The organism is Glycomyces tenuis DSM 44171 (genome assembly GCF_000427885.1).
Classification (GTDB): Bacteria; Actinomycetota; Actinomycetes; order Mycobacteriales; family Micromonosporaceae; genus Glycomyces; species Glycomyces tenuis.
Map to the genome: position 1 here is coordinate 97,917 of NZ_KE386602.1, position 18,993 is coordinate 116,909.

The following is an 18,993-nucleotide window of genomic DNA, read 5'->3' on the forward strand; positions in this document are numbered from 1 at the left end:
GACGAACGGCGGGGCCGCACTTCGGTGCGGCCCCGCCGTTCGCGTGTCCCGGGCGGACCGGCGACTCAGAAGCGGTCGACGGTGGTGATGAGCTTCTCCGCCAGCTCGTCGGGGTCGAGCTTCTCCCTGGCCAGCGCCAGGTACAGCGAGTCGAGGTCGGGAAAGCCCAGCGAGGACGCCACGCCGTGCAGCGGCTGGTCCCCGGCCAGCCCCCGGCCGCGGGCGATCAGCGAGCGCCACAGCCGGTTCTTCCCGGCCTTCAGCTCGTCCTCGAACCGCTGCATCGGGATGATCGGGAGCTCGCCGGTGCTCTCGAGGTCGTCGACGCCCTGCGAGTCGAACCAGCCGTTGATGTGCAGCTGCGCCTCGGGCGTCTTGGCGTGCTCCAGCCACTGCTTCGAGGGCCCGTACGGCTGCTCGTTGGTCAGGACCAGCTCCACCGAGTCGCCGTCGCGCAGCCGCTGCGACAGCGGCGCGATCTCACCGTTGACGTAGGCCGCGATGAGCCGGTGGCCCTTGGCCGGCCCCGCGGAGTAGGCGACGTCGACCGGCGTCGACGCCCGCGGCACCATGACCTGCTCGCCGTGCCCGGTGAACACCAGGATGTCCTGGTCGGCCAGGTCGCAGCGCAGCGAGTCGAGGAACTGCCCGGAGTCGGCGATCTCGTTCTGCCATTCGAGCAGGCGCCGCAGCCACGGCAGCTGCACCTGGGCCGGGTCCGAGCCGGCCTCGCCGAGCCCGGCGACGATGCCGATCTCGGCGGTCTGGTGCATCTCCCTGGTGCGGATGAGGAACTCGACCGGCACGCCGCCCGGCCCGTTCACCGCGGTGTGCAGCGACTGGTACAGGTTGAACTTCTTGGCGGCGATGAGGTCCCTGAACTTGCCGCCGATCGGCTTCCACAGCTGGTGGACCGCCCCGAGGGCCGCATAGCACTCGGTGGCGGGGCCGTCGACGACGACGACCAGCCGCGGCGGGTCGCTCGGGCCGGTCCCCGGATGCTTCTGCATCTCCCGGTAGACCGAGTACGGGTGCCGCGGCCGGTCGAGCAGCTTGGCCGCCACCTTGTAGCCGCGCAGCGCCCGCCGCACCTGCGGGACGATCGCGGCGACCTGCCGCTTGCGGTCGGTGTCGGAGCCGAGGTGCTCCTTGATGTGCCGGAAGACCTCGGGTTCGAGGGTCTCCAGGACGATGTCCTCGAGCTCCCGCTTGATGATGTAGAGGCCGAGCCGGTCGGCCAGCGGGATGAGGACGTCCTTGGTGGCCTCGGCGATGCGGATCTGGGAGGGGCGCTTCTTGAACTTGATGGTCCGCATGTTGTGCAGCCGGTCGGCCAGCTTGATGACCATGACGCGGATGTCGCGCCCGGCGGTGAGCACGAGCTTGCGGAACGTCTCGGCCTCGGCGGCGGAGCCGAGGTGGATCTTGTCGAGCTTGGTGACGCCGTCGACCATGACCGCGATCTCGGAGCCGAAGTCCGAGCGGAGCGCCTCGAGCGAGTAGCTGGTGTCCTCCACGGTGTCGTGCAGGAGCCCGGCGGCGATGGTGGCGGTGTCGACGCCCAGCTCGGCCAGGATCGTGGCCACGGCGATCGGATGGGTGATGTAGGGCTCGCCGGACTTGCGGGCCTGGCCGCGGTGCATCTGCTCGGCGATCCGGTAGGCCCGCCTGACCAGGAGGAGGTCGGGCTGCTCGCAGTGCGCGCGGTGGGCCGCCTCGAGCTGCGCGACGCGCCCCGCCAGATCCCACGGGTCGTCCTGTTTCGCAGACCGAGTAGTAGCCGAAAGCAATGCGCGCAACATGAAAGCCTCCGATGCCCAAGGTTGATCGCATTCTAGATGTACAACGAACGGCCGTGAGAATCGACACTAACGACTGTCGGATTTCAGCATCGGGACGGTCCCGGTCCACCGTTCGGCGCCGTCGACCGGGCACGACCACTCCGATTCGACGGACACGAGCCGCACCTCCGGCCTCGCCAGCCATTCGAGCAGCAGCCTGGCCTCGGCGGCGTGCGCGGCGTCGACGACGTCCGAGGACGGCTCGACGGCGCGGGCGGTCGCCTTGAGCCGGTCGATGTACGGCATGGGGTCGGCGCGCGGCGGCGTGCGGACGGCCCCCGCCAGCAGCCCGTGGCGGATCACGGCGACCTCCCAGCCGCCGCCCTTGGCCCGGCCCGCGGCGACGATCTCCCCGGCTCCCACGAGGCCTCTGAGGCGCTGCGTCGAGGCCGCGAGCGCCAGGAAGGCGCCGAGCTCGTCGCGCTTGGCCGCGGCCGCCTCGAACCGCTCGCTCTCGGACAGCTCGGCGAGCCGTCCGGCGACGGCCTCGGCCACCGGTGTCGGGTCGCCGTCCATGGCCGCCGCGGTCTCGCGCGCGATCCGCGCGTACTCCTCGACGCCGACGGCGTGGCGGCACGGCTCGGGGCAGCGGCCGATCTCCCCGAGGATGCACGAGGGGGAGGTCCGCTTCGGGGAGAGCCTCGTGCGGCACTGCCGGATCGGCATGGCCTCCTCGATCGCGCCGATCGCGGCCTGCGCCTGCGTGCCCGAGGCCGGGCCGAGCCTGGGCTCGCCGGGCTCGGGCGGTCTGCGGGTGACCGACAGGCGCGGGTACGGCTCGTCGGTCAGCCGCACCCAGCTGCGGTGCTCGGGGAACTTCGCGGCCCGGTTGTAGGGCGGCTTGCCGCCGCTGATGAGCCGCAGCTCGGCCACGCCGGCCTCGAGGCGGTGCGCGCACTCGATGACCTCGACGCGCTCGGCGGAGGCGATCATGTCCCGCAGCCGCCGCCGCTGCTCGGCCGCCGAGAAGTAGCTGCGCACCCGGGCGGCGACGTCGACCGAGACGCCGATGTACAGGGCCCGGTCGTCGGCGTCGCGGAAGATGTAGACGCCCGGCACGTGCGGCAGGCCGTCGGCGAGGTGGCGCTTGCGCCGCTGGAGCTCGGAGGGGATCGCCCGGCAGAACTCGGCCAGCTCGGCGTCGGTGGTGACCCCGTGGCCGGTGGCCCGCTCGATGAGGCCGTGCAGGACGGTCACGGTGGCGCGGGCGTCGTCCAGGGCCCGGTGGTTCGGCGTCACCGGCGAGCCGAAGAACCGCGCCAGGGTGCCCAGGCGCCGGTTGGGGATCTCGCTCTTCTCGGTGAGGCGGCGGGCCAGGACCACCGTGTCGACGACCGGCGGGCGCGGCCAGCGTGTGTCGCACAGCTCGCAGGCGTGGCGCAGGAAGCCGATGTCGAAGCCGGCGTTGTGCGCCACCAGCGTCGTCCCCGAGGCGAACTCCAGGAACGAGGGCAGCACGGCCCCGATCTGGGGGGCGTCGGCGACCATGTCGTCGGTGATGCCGGTCAGCCGCGTCACGCGCGGGTCGATCGGCTCGCCCGGGTCGACCAGGGTGGCGAATTCGCCGACGACCTTGCCGCCCTTGACCTTCACCGCACCGATCTCGGTGATCCCGCACGCGTCGGCCGCCAGGCCGGTGGTCTCCAGGTCCACCACGCAGAACGTCACCTCGGACAGGGGGGTTCCGAGGCTGTCGAGCGTGGGCTGCGAGTAGCCCCCGCTCATTCCGTTCGCATACACGGTGAACAGATTACGGGCGTCCTGTGACAGCCTCGTCGCCGCCGCTGTTCGAACGGCGCGGCCAGGGGGCCTTGGCGCGCAGCTCGGTCAGCCGCGTCGACGCGCGCCCGCGCTGCTCGGCGAAGCGGGCCGCGAGCGACGCCGGCCAGAGGATCGCCCCGAACCGCAGCCGGGGTTCGGCGTTCTTGTCCAGCGTGATGCGCAGGTCCTTCACGGCGGCGGGCAGTGCGGCGGCGTCGGCGCCCCTGGGGGAGTAGCGGTGGTGCTCCACCGCGGACGCCAGCGCCTCGGACGCCTCGCGCGCGTCGGGCACGGCCTGCGCGAGCGCGGCGGCCGTCTGCCGCGGAGTGAACGAGGCGCGCAGTTCGATCCCGTAGTCGACGGCGAGGTCGCGGGTCTCGTCCCACGCGGTCTGCGCGTTGAGCCGTCGCGGGCTCAGCCGGGAGCGCCGCAGCGCGGAGCGCCACAGCGCCGGGATGAACGGGACCGCCAGCAGCAGCAGGAGCGCCAGCCACGCCGGACTGGCCCCGCCGCCGGTCTCGCCCGCCGCGCTCTGCTCCCCGGGCTGTTCCTGGGCGCCCGTGGCGAGTTCTTCGGGCAAGGTCGGCGCCTCGGTCGGCGCAGTGGTGGTGGGCTCCTCGCCCGGGGCCGCGCCTCCCTGGTCGGCCGGGTCGGTGGCCTCTGACGGCTCGGTGGCCCACGGGAAGCTCACCGAGTCCGACACGCCCGAGGACGGCGTCGGGTCGAAGTCGATCCAGCCGAGCCCCTCGTAGTACACCTCGACCCAGGCGTGGAAGTTGTCGCTGCTGATCGTCCAGACGCCCTCGGAGTAGGAGCCCTTGGTCAGGCCGATGGCGACGCGGGCCGGCACGTCGGCCTCCCGCAGCATCCAGGCCATGGACGCGGCGTACTGCTGGCAGTAGCCCTCCTTGGTGTCCAGGAAGTCGAGGATGGCCTCCTCGTTGCCCGCGTCGGTGGTCTCCAGGCTGTAGGTGAAGCCGTTCGCGGGCGAGAGGTAGTCGAGGACCGCGAGCGTCTTCTCGTGGACGGTCACGGCCCCGGCCTCGGTCATGAGCTGCTCGACGATCCCGCTCAGCTCCGGGACGTCCGGGTGGTCCGTGTTGCGCTCGAACACCGCCGAGTCGGTGGGCGTCGGGTCCGCGGCGGCCAGTGTGGCCGCGTCCCAGTCGGGGTCGGTGTACTGGACGGTGTACTCGTCGACGTCCTCCATGCTCGAGTCCTCGCTGGCGATGACGTCGGTGTTCGGTTCGACGCCCCATTCGTCCTCGTCGAGGTCGACGGCGGCGGGCCGCCCGTAGACGGGCGCCACCTGGTCGACCAGTTCGAGGTTCTCCACCTGGGCCGTGAAGACCTCGCCGCCTCCGCTCAGCGAGTCGAGCGGTTCGAGCTCGTCGTAGGGGCTGGGGTGGAATCCCGAGTCGGTGAGCACGTCGGCGACGTGCATCCGCAGGTAGCGCGGCGACGGGTCGTCGGTGGTGACGCGCATGACGTCGACCGGGTCGGGCCGGTTGAGCGAGCCCGACAACTGCGCCCACGGGTCGAGGCTGCCCAGGTCGCCCCCGCCCGGGCCCTCCCCGTCGCCGTAGCCCTGGGCGACCTGGTCGACCAGGCCGGAGGTGTTGGTGGGGATCACCGCGAGCAGGATCAGCGTCAGCGTGACGAACACGGCCCCGGCCATGCGCGCGGTGGCCGCCAGCGGGGAGGGGAACCGCGGCCCGACCAGCTGGCCCGAGCCGGTGAAGCGGTGCCCGAAGCGCGAGACGCGCCGCAGGTTGTCGTCGGCGAGGACCCACAGGTAGGCCACGGCCGGGAGGATGAACCAGAACCAGGCCGTCGCGTCGGGCGCGACCGACACCGGCACCAGGTACATCGTCAGCAGCGTCAGCCCGGCCAGCGCCGGCGTGCGCAGCCCCACGACGAACATGTCGTGCAGGATCGCGACGACGCCCACGCCCATCATCGTCATGAACAGGATCCCGCCCTCGGGCGCGACCGGCGGTGCCATCACGATGATGTCGTTGATGCCCTGGCCGACGAGGTTCAGCCAGTGCGAGAACGTGTCCGGTGTGGGGATGATGAGGGCGATCGCGGTGCCGCCGTTGAACATCATGGTCATGAGCACCGTCAGGGCGCCGACCATCGCGAGCGTCTGGAGGCCCTGGCCGCGGCCCGCCGAGCGCACCAGCGACCCGGCCGTGGCGATGACCGCGACCATCAGCAGCACCGGGATCGCCCACCCCAGGCCCTCGAAGATCCCGGCCAGCGGCGTCAACGTCAGGCTCAGACTCGCCGCCGCGACCATCGTCGCGTGCCGCTGACTGTTCATACTCCGGCCGCCTTCCACATGCCCAGGCCCGTCCACACCCGCCGCAGTTCGACACCCGAGACCACCGGGATGACCTGCCAGCCGGCGCCGAGCAGTGCCGCCGCGGCCGCCCGGTGCTGGACGGCGAAGGCCTGCTCACGGGGGTCGTGATGATGGTTCGAGCCGTGGTGGGGCGCCCATCGCGTCGGGTCCAGCAGCAGCGCCGTGCAGTGGCCGCCGCGCCGCGCCAGGCGGCCGAGCGATCCGGCCTCCTCCGGCGTCAGATGCCCCAGCAGCGCCACGATCGCCGAGACCGACCTGGCCCGCTGCGTCTTCTCGACCACCCCCGACAGCTGCGCGCCCGAGGTGGCCGACACCGTCGCCAGGTACCGCATCGTCTCGGTGTAGTCGCCGCGGCGGCACTCGAACTCGGCGTGCGCGGTCACCAGCCGCGGGGCCATGCCGTCGCGCGCCAGCCGCACCGTCGCCGAGGCCGCGGCGTTCACCATCCACTCGAAGCTCGAGTGGTCGCCTTCACCGCGGTGGGCGCCGCGGCGCACGTCGAGCAGGATCGCCGCCGAGTTCTCCCACGGCTGCTCCTCGCGCCGCACCATCAGTTCGCCGCGGTGCGCGCTGGCCTTCCAGTGGACGCGCCGCAGGTCGTCGCCGTGGCGGTACTCGCGCACCGCGATGTCGTCGTTGCCGGTGATCGCCACGGCCTGCGCCTGGGAGTCGCCGGAGGACAGGCCGGCCCCGCCGGGCAGGCGCAGCGTCGGCAGCGGCTCGATGCGCGGGGTGACGATCAGCTGCGTCGTCATGGGGAACTCCTGGTTGGACGCCGCCAGCCCGAACGGGTCCGAGCAGCGCACCCGCAGCGGCCCCAGCTCGTAGGCGCCGCGCGCGCTGGGCACGATCGTGTAGTTCACGACGCTGCGCGCGCCGGGCGCGAGCCGTTCGAGGACCAGCCGCGGGCGGTTGCCCAGCCGGTAGGGGATCCGGTCCTCCAGCATCAGCGCCGGCGGGCGCCGTCGGCCGGTGTTCTGGATGCCGAGCCGCACCTGCGTGGACTGGCCGGCCTCGACCTGCGCGGGGTTGAGCACCCGGTTCGACTCCAGGGACGGGCGCGTCCACGACAGCAGGGCCAGGCCGCCCAGCGGCGCGATCGCCGCGAGCACCGCCGCCCGCAGCAGGTCGCCCTCGCCCACGAGGAGGGCGGTGAGGCCGACCGCGGCGCTCACCGCCAGCAGCGTCTTGCCGCGTCCGGTGAGCTCCACGACTAGTACCTTCCCGGCTGCGACACCACCGGGACGTGCCGCATGATGTCGGCCACGATCGAGCCGGTGTCGCCGCCGCCCATCGTGGTCTCGGTGGTGGGGATGAGCCGGTGGGCCAGGACCGGCACCGCCAGCTGCTGCACGTCGTCGGGCAGGGCGAAGTCGCGTCCGTCCATGGCCGCCAGCACTCGCGCGCACCGCAGCAGCTGGAGGGTCGCGCGCGGGCTCGCGCCGAGCCGCACCTGCGCGGTCGTGCGCGTCGCGGCCACGATGTCGACGGCGTAGCGCTTGAGCTCCGGCGCCAGGTGCACCGCGCGGGCCGTGGCGATCATCCGAGTGATCGTCTCCCCGTCGCACACCGGTTTGAGCGCCTCGAGCGGGTTGAACTCGCCGCGGTGGTCCAGCATCGCCAGTTCGGCGTTCACGTCCGGGTAGCCGATCGCCAGGCGGGCGGTGAACCGGTCCCGCTGCGCCTCGGGCAGCGGGTAGGTCCCCTCCATCTCGACCGGGTTCTGCGTCGCGATGACCATGAACGGGCTGCGCAGCTTGTACGTGTTCCCGTCGATGGTGACCTGGCGCTCCTCCATGCACTCCAGGAGCGCCGCCTGCGTCTTCGGGCTCGCCCGGTTGATCTCGTCGCCCAGGATCAGGTTCCCGAAGACCGCGCCCGGCTTGAAGACGAAGTCGCGCTTCTCGGGGTCGAAGATGCTCACGCCGGTCACGTCGGAGGGCAGCAGGTCCGGAGTGAACTGGATGCGGCGCACCGAGCAGTCGACCGAGCGCGCCAGCGCCTTGGCCAGCTGGGTCTTGCCCACCCCGGGCACGTCCTCGAGCAGCAGGTGGCCCTCGGCGAGCATGACCGCCAGCGCCAGGCGGATCGTGTGAGACTTCCCCTCGATGACCCATTCGACGTTGGTCAGGATCGCCTCCGCGGTCGCCTTGAACTCCTGAGGGCTCAACGGCGACGGCGGTTGCTGTTGCACCGGCCGCGCTGGGGATGACTCGAACGCCAATGGTCCTCCCGAGGGAAATCAGTGGGGGTGGATTCGTCGGCCGTGACCGCCGCTTGCCCGCAATCCTACTCGGAGGCGCCCAGTGTCGGCGCCTCGCCGAATGGGTAGCGCCACCTGCGGACGCATCGGCTACACTGAACCCATGTCTCGACGTTTCGAGCTTCTGCTTACGTAGCCGTGCGGGTCCGATCCCCCCGCGCGGCGCCCCTGCATCCGTCATGGTCAGGGGTTTTTTGCTGTCCGGGGGTCTGTACCCGCGAAACGCCGATCGAATCCCGCCGAGCACCGAATCCACAGGACTACCCATGAGTGAACCGAATTTCCGTTACGACGCACGCCTGGCGAACGAGATCGAGCCGCGCTGGCAGGAGCGCTGGGCCGCCGAGCAGACCTTCCGCGCCCCGAACCCGGCCGGCGCGCTCGCGGAACCCGACCACCCGCGAGCGGGCGCGCCGAAGCGGTTCGTCATGGACATGTTCCCCTACCCCTCGGGAGCCGGGCTGCACGTCGGGCACCCACTGGGCTACATCGCCACGGACGTGTACTCGCGCTACCTGCGCATGGCCGGATTCAACGTGCTGCACCCGATGGGCTTCGACGCCTTCGGCCTGCCCACCGAGCAGTACGCGATCGCGACCGGCCGCCAGCCCGCCGAGATCACCGCGGAGAACATCGACCGCTACCGCGACCAGCTGCGCCGCCTGGGCATGGGCTACGACGCGCGCCGGGAGTTCGCCACCACCGACCCGGACTTCTTCAAGTGGACGCAGTGGATCTTCCTGCAGATCTTCAACTCCTACTACGACACCGAGGCCGACCGGGCCAGGCCGATCGCCGAACTGGTCGCCGCGTTCGAGTCCGGAGAGCGTGAGACGCCCGACGGCCGCCCCTGGGCCGAGCTGAGCGACGTCGAGCGCCGCCGCGTCGTCGACGGCCACCGCCTGGCCTACGTCACCGAGGCGCCCGTGAACTGGTGCCCCGGCCTGGGCACGGTGCTGTCCAACGAGGAGGTCACCTCCGAGGGCCGATCCGAGCGGGGCAACTTCCCGGTCTACACGCGCACCCTGAAGCAGTGGATGCTGCGCATCACCGCCTACGCCGATCGGCTGCTGCGCGACCTGGACGAGCTGGACTGGACCGACTCGCTGAAGACCATGCAGCGCAACTGGATCGGCAAGTCGACCGGCGCGTACGCCGACTTCGCGACGTACGCGGGGGACATCCGGGTGTTCACCACCCGCCCCGACACGCTGTTCGGCGCCACCTACATGGTGCTGGCCCCCGAGCACGAGCTGGTCGACGCGCTGACCGCCGAGACGTGGCCGGCCGAGGTCCCCGGGTCCTGGACCGGCGGCCACGACACCCCGGCCGGGGCCGTCGCCGCCTACCGCGCCGAGGCCGCCGCCAAGACGGATGTGGAGCGCCAGGCCGACGCGAAGGTCAAGACCGGCGTGTTCACCGGCGGCTACGCCACCAACCCGGTCAACGGCGAGAGCATCCCGGTCTTCATCGCCGACTACGTCCTGGCCGGCTACGGCACCGGCGCGATCATGGCCGTCCCCGCCCACGACGAGCGCGACTTCGCCTTCGCCAAGGCCTTCGACATCCCGATCCGCCAGGTCGTCGCGGGCGAGGAGGAATGGGACGGCGAGGCCGCGTACACGGACAACGTCAAGGGCCGCTGCGTCAACTCCGAGTTCCTGGACGGGCTGACCGTCCCCGAGGCGAAGGAGCGGATCGCCGCCTGGCTGGTCGAGCACCGCCGCGGCGAGGCCGCGACCACCTTCCGCCTGCGCGACTGGCTGTTCAGCCGCCAGCGCTACTGGGGCGAGCCGTTCCCCATCGTCTACGACGAGACCGGCCTGCCCGTCGCGCTGCCCGAGGACCAGCTGCCGGTGGAGCTGCCGGAGATGGAGGACTTCTCGCCGAAGACCTTCGACCCCGACGACGCCGACACCGCGCCCGAGCCGCCCCTGGGCCGCGCCAAGGACTGGGTCGAGGTCGAGCTGGACCTGGGAGAGGGGCCCAAGACGTACCGCCGCGAGGTCAACACCATGCCCAACTGGGCCGGCTCCTCCTGGTACGAGCTGCGCTACACCGACCCGAAGTCCGCGGACCGGATCGTGGACGCGGGCAACGAGTCGTACTGGATGGGCCCGGCCGACGGGGACGACGTCGGCGGCGTCGACCTGTACATCGGCGGCGTCGAGCACGCCGTGCTGCACCTGCTGTACGCCCGCTTCTGGCAGAAGGTCCTGTTCGACCTGGGGCACGTCTCCAGCCGCGAGCCGTTCCGGCGCCTGTTCAACCAGGGCTACATCCAGGCGTGGGCCTACACCGACGAGCGGGGCGTCTACGTCCCGGCCGAGGAGGTCACCGAGGTCGAGGGCGTCTTCTACTACGAAGGGGAGAAGGTCGACCGCGAGTACGGCAAGATCGGCAAGTCGCTGAAGAACGTCGTCACTCCCGACGGGGTGTGCGCCGAGTACGGCGCCGACACCTTCCGCGTCTACGAGATGTCGATGGGCCCGCTGGCCGACTCCAAGCCGTGGGAGACCCGCGCCATCGTCGGCTCGCAGCGGTTCCTGCAGCGCCTGTGGCGCAACATCGTCGACGAGGAGACCGGCGAGGTCACCGTGGCGGACGTCCCGCCCGCCGAGGCGACGCTGAAGGAGCTGCACAAGACGATCGCGGGGGTCCGCGACGACTACGAGCACCTGCGGATGAACACGGCCGTGGCCAAGCTGATCACGCTGAACAACCACGTGACCGGCCTGGACGAGGTGCCGCGCGAGATCGCCGAGGCCCTGGTGCTGATGGTCGCCCCGGTCGCCCCGCACATCGCCGAGGAGCTGTGGGAGCGCCTGGGCCGCACCGGCGGCGTCGCCTACGTCGACTTCCCCGTCGCCGAGGACCGCTACCTGGTCGAGGCGACCGCGACGTACCCGGTGCAGGTCAACGGGAAGGTCCGCGGCCGCGTCGAGGTGGCGGCGGACGCGGGCGAGGAGGCCGTTCGCGAGGCCGCGCTGGCCGACGAGAAGGTCGCGGCGAACCTGGCCGGCAAGGACGTCAAGAAGGTCATCGTCGTCCCCGGCCGCATGGTCTCGATCGTCGCCAAGTAGCCGCGGGGGCGTGGGTCGCTCAGTCCCACGCCCCCCTCCGCCTCGGCCTGCCGCACCACTCCTTGGCGGTGGCCGAGATCAGCATCGCGTAGAGCACGCCGTACAGCGCCAGCGCGATCAGGCCCGCCGGGCCGACCGCGAGGCTGAAGAGCGCGCCGACGCAGCCCAGGGCGCTGAGGACCATGCCGACAACCCTCGCCCAGTTCTTCCGCAGTTGGAAGCCGGTGGCCGACGGCAGGGCCATGGCCATGACGATCATGGCGGAGAACGCGGTCAGCATGGCCGAGTCGGGATTCTGGTTGTGCTCGATCCGGGCGCCGTAGTCCTGCCATGCGAAGAAAGTGGCGAAGACGCTCAGCGCGGCGAGCAGCCACAGGAGGACCATCGCTATGACGACTTTGGGGCTCGCGGAGGGCCGCTCGGTGCTCATTTCGTCGATCTGCATGGCCGAAGCGTAGGGCCGCACGGGCGGGAGGGGTCCCGAGCGAAACTGTTTCGGCAACTCCGCTGCCATCATATTATTGACACACATCGATGAAACTATTAGGCTGTGTCCACCTATGGGAGCGCTTCGCTCCCTATTGATCAATGCCTCGTCCCCTCACGCGCGGCAGAAGCATGAGGAGCAAACGTGTTGCAAACTCGCACCCGCCGTAGAGCATGGATAGCGGGACTCGCCACCGTCGTCATGGCAGGCGCGGGATTCGCCCTGTCGACCCAGTTCGCCAACGCCCAGCAATCCACCCTCCGCAGCGGAGCCGACGCCCTCGGCATCGACATCGGCGTCGCCGTCAACGACAGCCTGCTGCAGAACGACTCGACCTACCGCAACACCATCGCCACCCAGTTCAACTCGGTGACCGCCGAGAACGGCATGAAGATGGAGGCGGTCCAGCCGTCCCAGGGCAGCTTCAACTTCTCGCAGGGCGACCGGCTGATCGCGTTCGCCCAGGAGAACGACATGTCGGTCCACGGCCACACCCTCGTCTGGCACAACCAGAGCCCCGGCTGGGTCCAGAACCTCTCCGGTGAGGCCCTGCGCCAGGCGATGGAGGACCACATCACGACCACGATGAACCACTGGGAGGGCGACGTCGCCACCTGGGACGTCGTCAACGAGGTCGTCGGCGACTCGAACGGCCAGCTGCGCGACTCGTTCTGGCTGCGCGGCCTGGGCGAGGGCTACATCCAGCAGGCTTTCGAGTACGCCCGAGCGGCCGACCCGAGCGCCGACCTCTACATGAACGACTACTCGATCGACGGCATCAACGCCAAGTCCGACACGTACTACCAGATGGCGCAGGACCTGGTCTCCCAGAACCTGCTCGACGGCATGGGCTTCCAGGCCCACCTGATCCTCGGCCAGGTGCCCGGCAACATGGAGCAGAACCTCCAGCGCTTCGCCGACCTCGGCCTCAAGGTCCGCATCACCGAGCTCGACGTCCGCATCCAGATGCCCGCCTCGCAGCAGGAACTCGAGCAGCAGGCCGAGGACTTCCGGCGCGTGGTCGACATCTGCACGAACATCGCCGACTGCTCGGGCGTGACCGTGTGGGGCCTGAGGGACGGCGACTCGTGGGTCCCGGACGTCTTCGAAGGCTACGGCGCCCCGCTGCTCTACAACGACGACTACACCACCAAGCCCGCCTACGACGCGGTCCTGGAGGTCCTCGGCGGCACCCCGCCCGACGACGACACGACGCCCCCGGACGACACCACGCCGCCTCCCACCGGCGACGGTGACTGCACCGCCGTGATCGACGTGGTCAACGACTGGGGTTCGGGCTGGCAGGGCAACGTCCTGATCACCGCGGGCGACAGCGCGGTGAGCGGATGGACCTTGAACTGGACGTGGCCTTCGGGCCAGTCGATCAGCAGTTCGTGGAACGCCGACATCAGCAGCTCCGGCTCCTCGGTGACGGCCAGCGACGTGGGCTGGAACGCCAATATCGCGGCCGGTCAGACGATGAACGCCTGGGGCTTCGTCGGCTCCGGCGCCAGCGCCTCGCCACAGGTCACCTGCACCGCGGGCTGATCATTCACAGCACAGCGTCGACCGGGCCGGGGACGAACGTCCCCGGCCCGGTCGACGCTGTGCGTCGTCTGCGGCCGGTCCCGGGCTCAGCCGAGCTCGGCCTGGAACATCCAGGACTGCTTCTCCAGCTCGGCGGTGATGCTGATGAGGATGTCCTGGGTGACCGGGTCGGCCGACTCGGTGGCGTCGATGCGTTCGCGCATGTTGCTGATGACCGCGGTGTAGGCCTCGATGAACAGCGTCACCACCTCGGTGTCGGCGATCTGCCCGGCCTCCACCTTCGGCACCGAGGACTCCGACGCGATCGTCGAGGCCCGCCCGTCGGCGCTCACGCCGATGGCGATGGCCCGCTCGGCCACGGTGTCGGCGGCGTTGCGCGCCGTGCTCACGACCTCGTCGAGCTGGAGGTGGAGTGATCTGAAGTGCTTGCCGTACACGTTCCAGTGGGCCTGCTTGCCGACGAGCGACAGGTCGAGCAGATCGACCAGCGCTCCCTGAAGCGCGCCGGCGGTGATGTCGCGGTTCTCGTCGGACAGAGTGGAGCGGACGGTCGACATGTCGATACCTCGCAAGGAACTCTCGTTTCTCTCAACGTCTCAGGTCAGCGTAATAGGCTCGTACCCGTGCGCGCCGAAAGTAAGCCAAAGCCCCGTGATGCAGTTTGTTGGATTAGTCGATAAACTAAAGATCGTCGTGCGCCCGCGCCGCCGCCCCGGCGGCGAGAGGCGCACGTCAAGCATGGAACATCCGAACCGCAGGAGTCACGAATGCCTTATCGCCCGCCTCTGGTCGCACGCGAGTTCTTCGTCGCCGACCCGCCGGAACTGCCGCAGCGCGCCGTCGGCGAGCAGGGCCTCTCGGCCGTCGAGTCCGCCGAGGTCGTCGAGCGGGGCGCCTCCTCGGTGACCCTCAAGGCCACCACCTCCGCCGGCGAGGAGCTGTACGTCGGCCTCGACGTCGCAGGCGAGGGCGTCATCCGCGCCCGCCTGTCCGCCGAGCCCGGCACCAGGCCCGCCGCCTCCAAGATCCTCGAGATGGTCGAGACCGGCTCCTTCGACGGGGCCCGGATCGCCGTCGACGGTGACACCCTCGTCGTCGACGCCGGCTCCGTGCGCGCCGTCGCCACCCTCGAGACCTGGTCGCTGCGCTACACCGACGCCGAAGGCCGGACCCTCGTCGCCCAGAACCCCGGCGAGCAGGACATCTCCGGGCGCCTGCGCACCCTCCCGTTCGGCCGCTCCCTCGTCGACGGCGAACCCGCCGCCTACCACGAGTCCTTCACCGCCGCCCCGGACGAGGCCTTCGCCGGCTTCGGCGAGCGCTTCGCCCCCCTCAACGCCCGCGGCCAGCGCCCGGTGATGTGGAACTTCGACGCCTTCGGCTCGGAGTCCATCCGCGCCTACAAGAACGTCCCGTTCTACATGTCCGACCGCGGCTACGGCATCCTCGTCAACTCCGGTTCGCCCGTCGAGTTCGACGTGGCCCAGCAGACCCACGCCGCCGTCGAGTTCCTCGTCCCCGACGACGTCCTCGAGTACTTCGTCATCGCCGGGCCCACTCCCGTCGAGATCCTCGACCGCTTCGACGGCCTGACCTCCCGTCCGGCGCTGCCTCCCAAGTGGGCCTTCGGCACCTGGATCTCCTCGGGCTTCTTCGTCGACAGCCACGAGCGCGTCATGGAGCGCGCCAAGAAGATCCGCGAGCGCGGCATCCCCTGCGACGTCCTCCACCTCGACACGTTCTGGCAGCACGAGCCGTACTGGTCCGACATGCAGTGGGACCCGGCCCAGTTCCCCGAGCCCGAGCGGATGCTCGCCGACCTCGCCGAGCAGGGCTTCCGCGTCTGCCTGTGGATGAACTCCTACATCTCGGCCAAGTCGCCGGTCTTCGCCGAGGGCGACGAGCGCGGCTACTTCCTCAAGGACGCCGCCGGCGAGACCTATGTCGCCGACGTCTGGAACGGCTCGCACGAGCCGAGCGGCATCGTCGACTTCACCAACCCCGACGCCGTCGAGTGGTGGAAGGAGCTGCTGCGCGGCCCGCTGCGGGCCGGCGCGGCGCTGTACAAGACCGACTTCGCCGAAGGCGTCCCGGCCGACGCCGTCGCCCACAACGGCATGAGCGGCACCGAGCTGCACAACGTCTACACGCTGCTGTACAACGACGCCGTCTGCGAGGTCACCCGCGAGATCAACGGCCACGAGCTGGTGTGGGCCCGCTCCTCGTTCCTCGGCGGCCAGCGCCACGCCGCCCAGTGGTCCGGCGACGTCCAGACCACCTGGTCGGGCCTCGGCAGCACCATCCGCGGCGGCCTGTCCCACGGCCTGTCCGGGGTGCCGTTCTGGTCCCACGACACCGGCGGCTTCAACGGCAGGCCCACCGACGACCTCTACATCCGCTGGGCCCAGTTCGGCGCGCTCTCCCCGCTCCTGCGCTACCACGGCACCACCACCCGCGAGCTGTGGGAGTTCTCCGAGGAGGCCGAGCGCCTCGCCACCGAGTCGCTCAAGCTGCGCTACTCCCTGATGTCGTACATCTACTCGGCGGCCGTGCACTCCTCGCGCACCGGCGAGCCGATGCTGCGCGCGCTCAGCGTCGACGACCCGCACGACCCGGTCGCCTGGAACGCCGACCAGGAGTACCGCTTCGGCAAGGACCTGCTCGTCGCCCCCGTCAACGACCCGTCCGGCCGGCGCAAGGTCTACCTGCCCGAGGGGCAGTGGATCGACTACTGGACCAAGGAGGTCGTCACCGGCGGGCGCTACATCGACACCGAGCACGGCCTGGAGACCTTCCCGCTGTTCGTGCGCTACGGCGCGATCATCCCGCGCATCGCGTCCGGCGAGCGCATCGCCGACGGACCGTTCGAGGCGATCACCCTCGAGGTGTGGGGGCGCCCGAGCGAAGGCGTCACCCTCTCCGACGTCGACGGTGACACGGAAGTTTCGGTGGAAGTTTCCGAGAATTCCGTGACCCTTCTCGCGAGCGGCCCCGCCGACATCGCTAAGGTGGAGCTCATCGATGTCACCGGCAAGCCCGAGAAGGTCGCACTGGAGCGCAAATGACGCTAGTCGCGGGGATTGACTCCTCCACGCAGTCAACGAAAGTCCTGTTGGTCGAGGCCGAGACCGGCGAGATCGTCGACTCGGGCAAGGCCCCGCATCCCGACGGCACCGAATGCCACCCCGACCACTGGTGGGACGCCCTCCAGCGGGCCGGGGAGGGCATCCTCGACCGCGCCGAGGCGGTCGCGGTCTCGGGCCAGCAGCACGGGATGGTGGTCCTCGACGAGCGCGACGAGGTCATCCGCCCCGCGCTGCTGTGGAACGACACGCGCTCGGCCCCGCAGGCCAAGCGGCTCATCGCCGAAGGCGGCGGCCCCGAGACCTGGGCGGCGGAGACCGGCCTGGTCCTGGTCGCCTCCTTCACCGTCACCAAGCTCGCCTGGCTCGCCGAGAACGAGCCCGAGCACGCGGGGCGCGTCGCCTCGGTCATGCTCCCGCACGACTGGCTGACCATGAAGCTGCGCGGCGCCTCGGCCGCCGAGGCGGCCACGGACCGCTCCGACGCCTCCGGCACCGGCTACTGGTCGCCGAAGACGGGGGAGTACCTGCGCGACAAGCTCGTCCAGGCCCTCGGCCACGACGCGGCCCTGCCGCGCGTCGCCGCTCCGAACGAGATCGTCGGCCGCACCGCGAACGGCGCGGCCGTGGCCCCCGGCACCGGCGACAACGCCGGTGCCGCGCTCGGCCTCGGTCTCGGCGCGGGCGACGTCCTGGTCTCCCTCGGCACCTCCGGCACCGTCGTCGGCGTCTCGGACGTCCCGGCCGCGGATGTGACGGGCATGGTCGCCGGGTTCGCCGACGCCACCGGACGGTTCCTGCCGCTGACGACCACTTTGAACGCCGCCCGTGTGCTCGACACGTTCCGCCGCCTGCTCGGCGTCGACCACGCCGAGTTCGACTCCCTGGCCCTGGCCGCGGAGTCCGGTGCGGGCGGGCTGACCCTGCTGCCGTACCTGGACGGCGAGCGGACCCCGAACCGCCCCGACGCGACGGGCGTGCTGTCCGGCCTGACCACCGGCGCCACCCGCGCCGACCTGGCCCGCGCCGCCGTCGAAGGCATGCTCTCGGCCCAGGCCGACGGCATCGCCGCCATGGCCGCGCAGGGCCTCGATGCCAGGCGCGTCCTCCTCATCGGCGGCGCCTCGGCCTCGGAGGCCGTGCGGCGCATCGCGCCGACGGTGTTCGGCGTGGACGTGGAGGTGCCCCCCTCGGCCGAGTACGTGGCGCTCGGCGCGGCCAAGCAGGCCGCCTGGGCCCTGTCCGGCGAAGCGACACCGCCGCAGTGGAATGTAGGCGACACTGCGCAGTACAGCGCCGCAAGTGACGGCACTGCCGCGACCGCGGTGTCCGAGCAGTATTCGACGCTCCGAGACGAGACGGCCTCGTGGGCGTCCCACCAGTAAGCAGCAAAGGACAAGCATTATGAGTGACAAGTACTCGCCGGTGCCTGAGGACAAGTTCTCGTTCGGGATCTGGACGGTCGGCTGGGCGGCGCAGGACGTGTTCGGGTCGGCCACCAGGGCGCCGATGGCCGCCGATCGGGCGGTGCGCAAGCTCGCCGAGATCGGCGCCTATGGCGTGAACTTCCACGACAACGACGTGTTCGCCTTCGACGAGTCCGATCGCGAGGCCACCATCGCGGCCTTCAAGAAGGCCCTCGACGAGACCGGGCTGAAGGTCACCACGGCGACGACGAACCTGTTCTCGCACCCGGTGTTCAAGGACGGCGGCTTCACCGCCAATGACCGGGACGTGCGCCGCTTCGCCATCAGCAAGGTCATGCGCAATGTCGACCTCGCCGCTGAGCTGGGCGCCAAGGTGTACGTCGCCTGGGGCGGCCGGGAAGGCGCCGAGTCGGGCGGGTCGAAGGACGTCCAGTCGGCGATGGCCCGCATGAAGGAGGCCTTCGACGTCCTCGGCGAGTACGTGACCGCTCAAGGCTATGACCTCCGGTTCGCGATCGAGCCGAAGCCGAACGAGCCGCGGGGGAACATCCTGCTGCCCACGATCGGGCATGCCCTGGCGTTCATCAACGAGCTCGAGCGGCCCGAGCTGGTGGGGATCAACCCCGAGATCGGGCATGAGGAGATGGCCGGTCTCGACTACGCCGCGGGGATCCGCCAGGCGCTGTGGCACGGCAAGCTCTACCACATCGATTTGAACGGGCAGACCGGTCCGCGCTATGACCAGGACCTGCGCTTCGGGGCCGGGAACGTGGGCGGGGCGTTCTGGGCCGTGGACGCGGTCGANGANGGNATCGCCAAGGGCCAGTANNCNGGNCCGATCCACTTCGACTTCAANCCCCCGCGCACCGAGGACGACGAAGGGGTGTGGGTCTCGGCCGCGGCGTGCATGCGCAACTACCTGATCCTGCGCGAGAAGGTGCGGGCGTTCCGGGCCGATGCGGCGGTGCAGGAGGCATTGAAGGCCGCGCGGGTCGACCAGCTCGCGATCCCGACCCTGGCCGCAGGGGAGACCTGGGCCGAGGTCAAGGACGTCGAGGTCGACATCGACGGCCTCGCCGCCAAGGGCATGGCCTTCGAAGCGCTCGACCAACTCGCCCTCGAACACCTCTAC

At 70.7% G+C, this 18,993-nt stretch carries 12 protein-coding genes; 5 read left to right on the plus strand and 7 right to left on the minus strand.

What is annotated here, in order from left to right; genetic code table 11:
- Positions 1-65 precede the first annotated feature (65 nt).
- The 5 genes from YWW_RS0126580 to YWW_RS33360 form a co-directional block, all read right to left on the minus strand.
- The gene (locus YWW_RS0126580) at positions 66-1,802 is read right to left on the minus strand and encodes a RelA/SpoT family protein (protein ID WP_026932449.1); all 1,737 of its coding nucleotides are present in this window, start codon (positions 1,800-1,802) and stop codon (positions 66-68) included.
- 66 nt (positions 1,803-1,868) lie between these two features.
- Positions 1,869-3,566: a DEDD exonuclease domain-containing protein gene (locus YWW_RS33355; RefSeq protein ID WP_051326364.1), complete on the minus strand. Its 1,698-nt coding sequence runs from the start codon at positions 3,564-3,566 to the stop codon at positions 1,869-1,871.
- A 25-nt stretch (positions 3,567-3,591) separates the two neighbouring features.
- On the minus strand, positions 3,592-5,928 hold the full coding sequence (locus tag YWW_RS0126590) for a transglutaminase TgpA family protein (RefSeq protein WP_026932450.1): 2,337 nt from the start codon (positions 5,926-5,928) through the stop codon (positions 3,592-3,594).
- A complete protein-coding gene (locus YWW_RS0126595; RefSeq protein ID WP_026932451.1) occupies positions 5,925-7,181 on the minus strand; it encodes a DUF58 domain-containing protein in 1,257 nt (418 codons plus the stop codon). Before YWW_RS0126595 ends, YWW_RS0126590 begins: the two co-directional genes overlap by 4 nt.
- Before the next feature lie 2 nt (positions 7,182-7,183).
- Positions 7,184-8,164 (minus strand): AAA family ATPase, encoded by a 981-nt coding sequence (locus tag YWW_RS33360; protein WP_051326365.1) that lies wholly within the window; start codon positions 8,162-8,164, stop codon positions 7,184-7,186.
- Between the two features lie 335 nt (positions 8,165-8,499).
- Between YWW_RS33360 and leuS the strand changes: the two genes are divergently transcribed.
- Positions 8,500-11,316 (plus strand): leucine--tRNA ligase, encoded by a 2,817-nt coding sequence (gene leuS / locus YWW_RS0126605; RefSeq protein WP_026932452.1) that lies wholly within the window; start codon positions 8,500-8,502, stop codon positions 11,314-11,316.
- 19 nt (positions 11,317-11,335) lie between these two features.
- Here leuS and YWW_RS0126610 read toward each other — a convergent pair whose 3' ends face one another.
- Positions 11,336-11,761: a hypothetical protein gene (locus YWW_RS0126610; RefSeq protein ID WP_026932453.1), complete on the minus strand. Its 426-nt coding sequence runs from the start codon at positions 11,759-11,761 to the stop codon at positions 11,336-11,338.
- Positions 11,762-11,947: 186 nt separating this feature from the next.
- On the opposite strand from YWW_RS0126610, the gene YWW_RS0126615 reads away from it, so the two are divergent.
- Positions 11,948-13,351: an endo-1,4-beta-xylanase gene (locus YWW_RS0126615; RefSeq protein ID WP_026932454.1), complete on the plus strand. Its 1,404-nt coding sequence runs from the start codon at positions 11,948-11,950 to the stop codon at positions 13,349-13,351.
- 86 nt (positions 13,352-13,437) lie between these two features.
- Here the strand turns inward: YWW_RS0126615 and YWW_RS0126620 are convergent, their stop codons facing one another.
- Positions 13,438-13,908, minus strand: a complete 471-nt coding sequence (locus YWW_RS0126620; RefSeq protein ID WP_026932455.1) for a Dps family protein — start codon at positions 13,906-13,908, stop codon at positions 13,438-13,440.
- A gap of 210 nt (positions 13,909-14,118) precedes the next feature.
- On the opposite strand from YWW_RS0126620, the gene YWW_RS0126625 reads away from it, so the two are divergent.
- The 3 genes from YWW_RS0126625 to xylA form a co-directional block, all read left to right on the plus strand.
- Positions 14,119-16,416 (plus strand): TIM-barrel domain-containing protein, encoded by a 2,298-nt coding sequence (locus tag YWW_RS0126625; protein ID WP_026932456.1) that lies wholly within the window; start codon positions 14,119-14,121, stop codon positions 16,414-16,416.
- A complete protein-coding gene (gene xylB, locus YWW_RS0126630) occupies positions 16,413-17,819 on the plus strand; it encodes a xylulokinase (RefSeq protein ID WP_026932457.1) in 1,407 nt (468 codons plus the stop codon). The genes YWW_RS0126625 and xylB overlap by 4 nt, the downstream gene beginning before the upstream one ends.
- Positions 17,820-17,838: 19 nt before the next feature.
- Positions 17,839-18,993: xylose isomerase (gene xylA, locus YWW_RS33365; RefSeq protein WP_035705149.1), on the plus strand; the 1,155-nt coding region annotated here is incomplete at its 3' end.

Bases quoted from the DNA above. Each gene is read 5' to 3' on its own strand.
- YWW_RS33355 (WP_051326364.1), bottom strand. From the start codon at position 3,566: ATGAGCGGGGGCTACTCGCAGCCCACGCTCGACAGCCTCGGAACCCCC.
- leuS (WP_026932452.1), top strand. From the start codon at position 8,500: ATGAGTGAACCGAATTTCCGTTACGACGCACGCCTGGCGAACGAGATC.
- YWW_RS0126620 (WP_026932455.1), bottom strand. From the start codon at position 13,908: ATGTCGACCGTCCGCTCCACTCTGTCCGACGAGAACCGCGACATCACC.
- YWW_RS0126580 (WP_026932449.1), bottom strand. From the start codon at position 1,802: ATGTTGCGCGCATTGCTTTCGGCTACTACTCGGTCTGCGAAACAGGAC.
- YWW_RS0126625 (WP_026932456.1), top strand. From the start codon at position 14,119: ATGCCTTATCGCCCGCCTCTGGTCGCACGCGAGTTCTTCGTCGCCGAC.
- YWW_RS0126590 (WP_026932450.1), bottom strand. From the start codon at position 5,928: ATGAACAGTCAGCGGCACGCGACGATGGTCGCGGCGGCGAGTCTGAGC.
- YWW_RS0126610 (WP_026932453.1), bottom strand. From the start codon at position 11,761: ATGCAGATCGACGAAATGAGCACCGAGCGGCCCTCCGCGAGCCCCAAA.
- xylB (WP_026932457.1), top strand. From the start codon at position 16,413: ATGACGCTAGTCGCGGGGATTGACTCCTCCACGCAGTCAACGAAAGTC.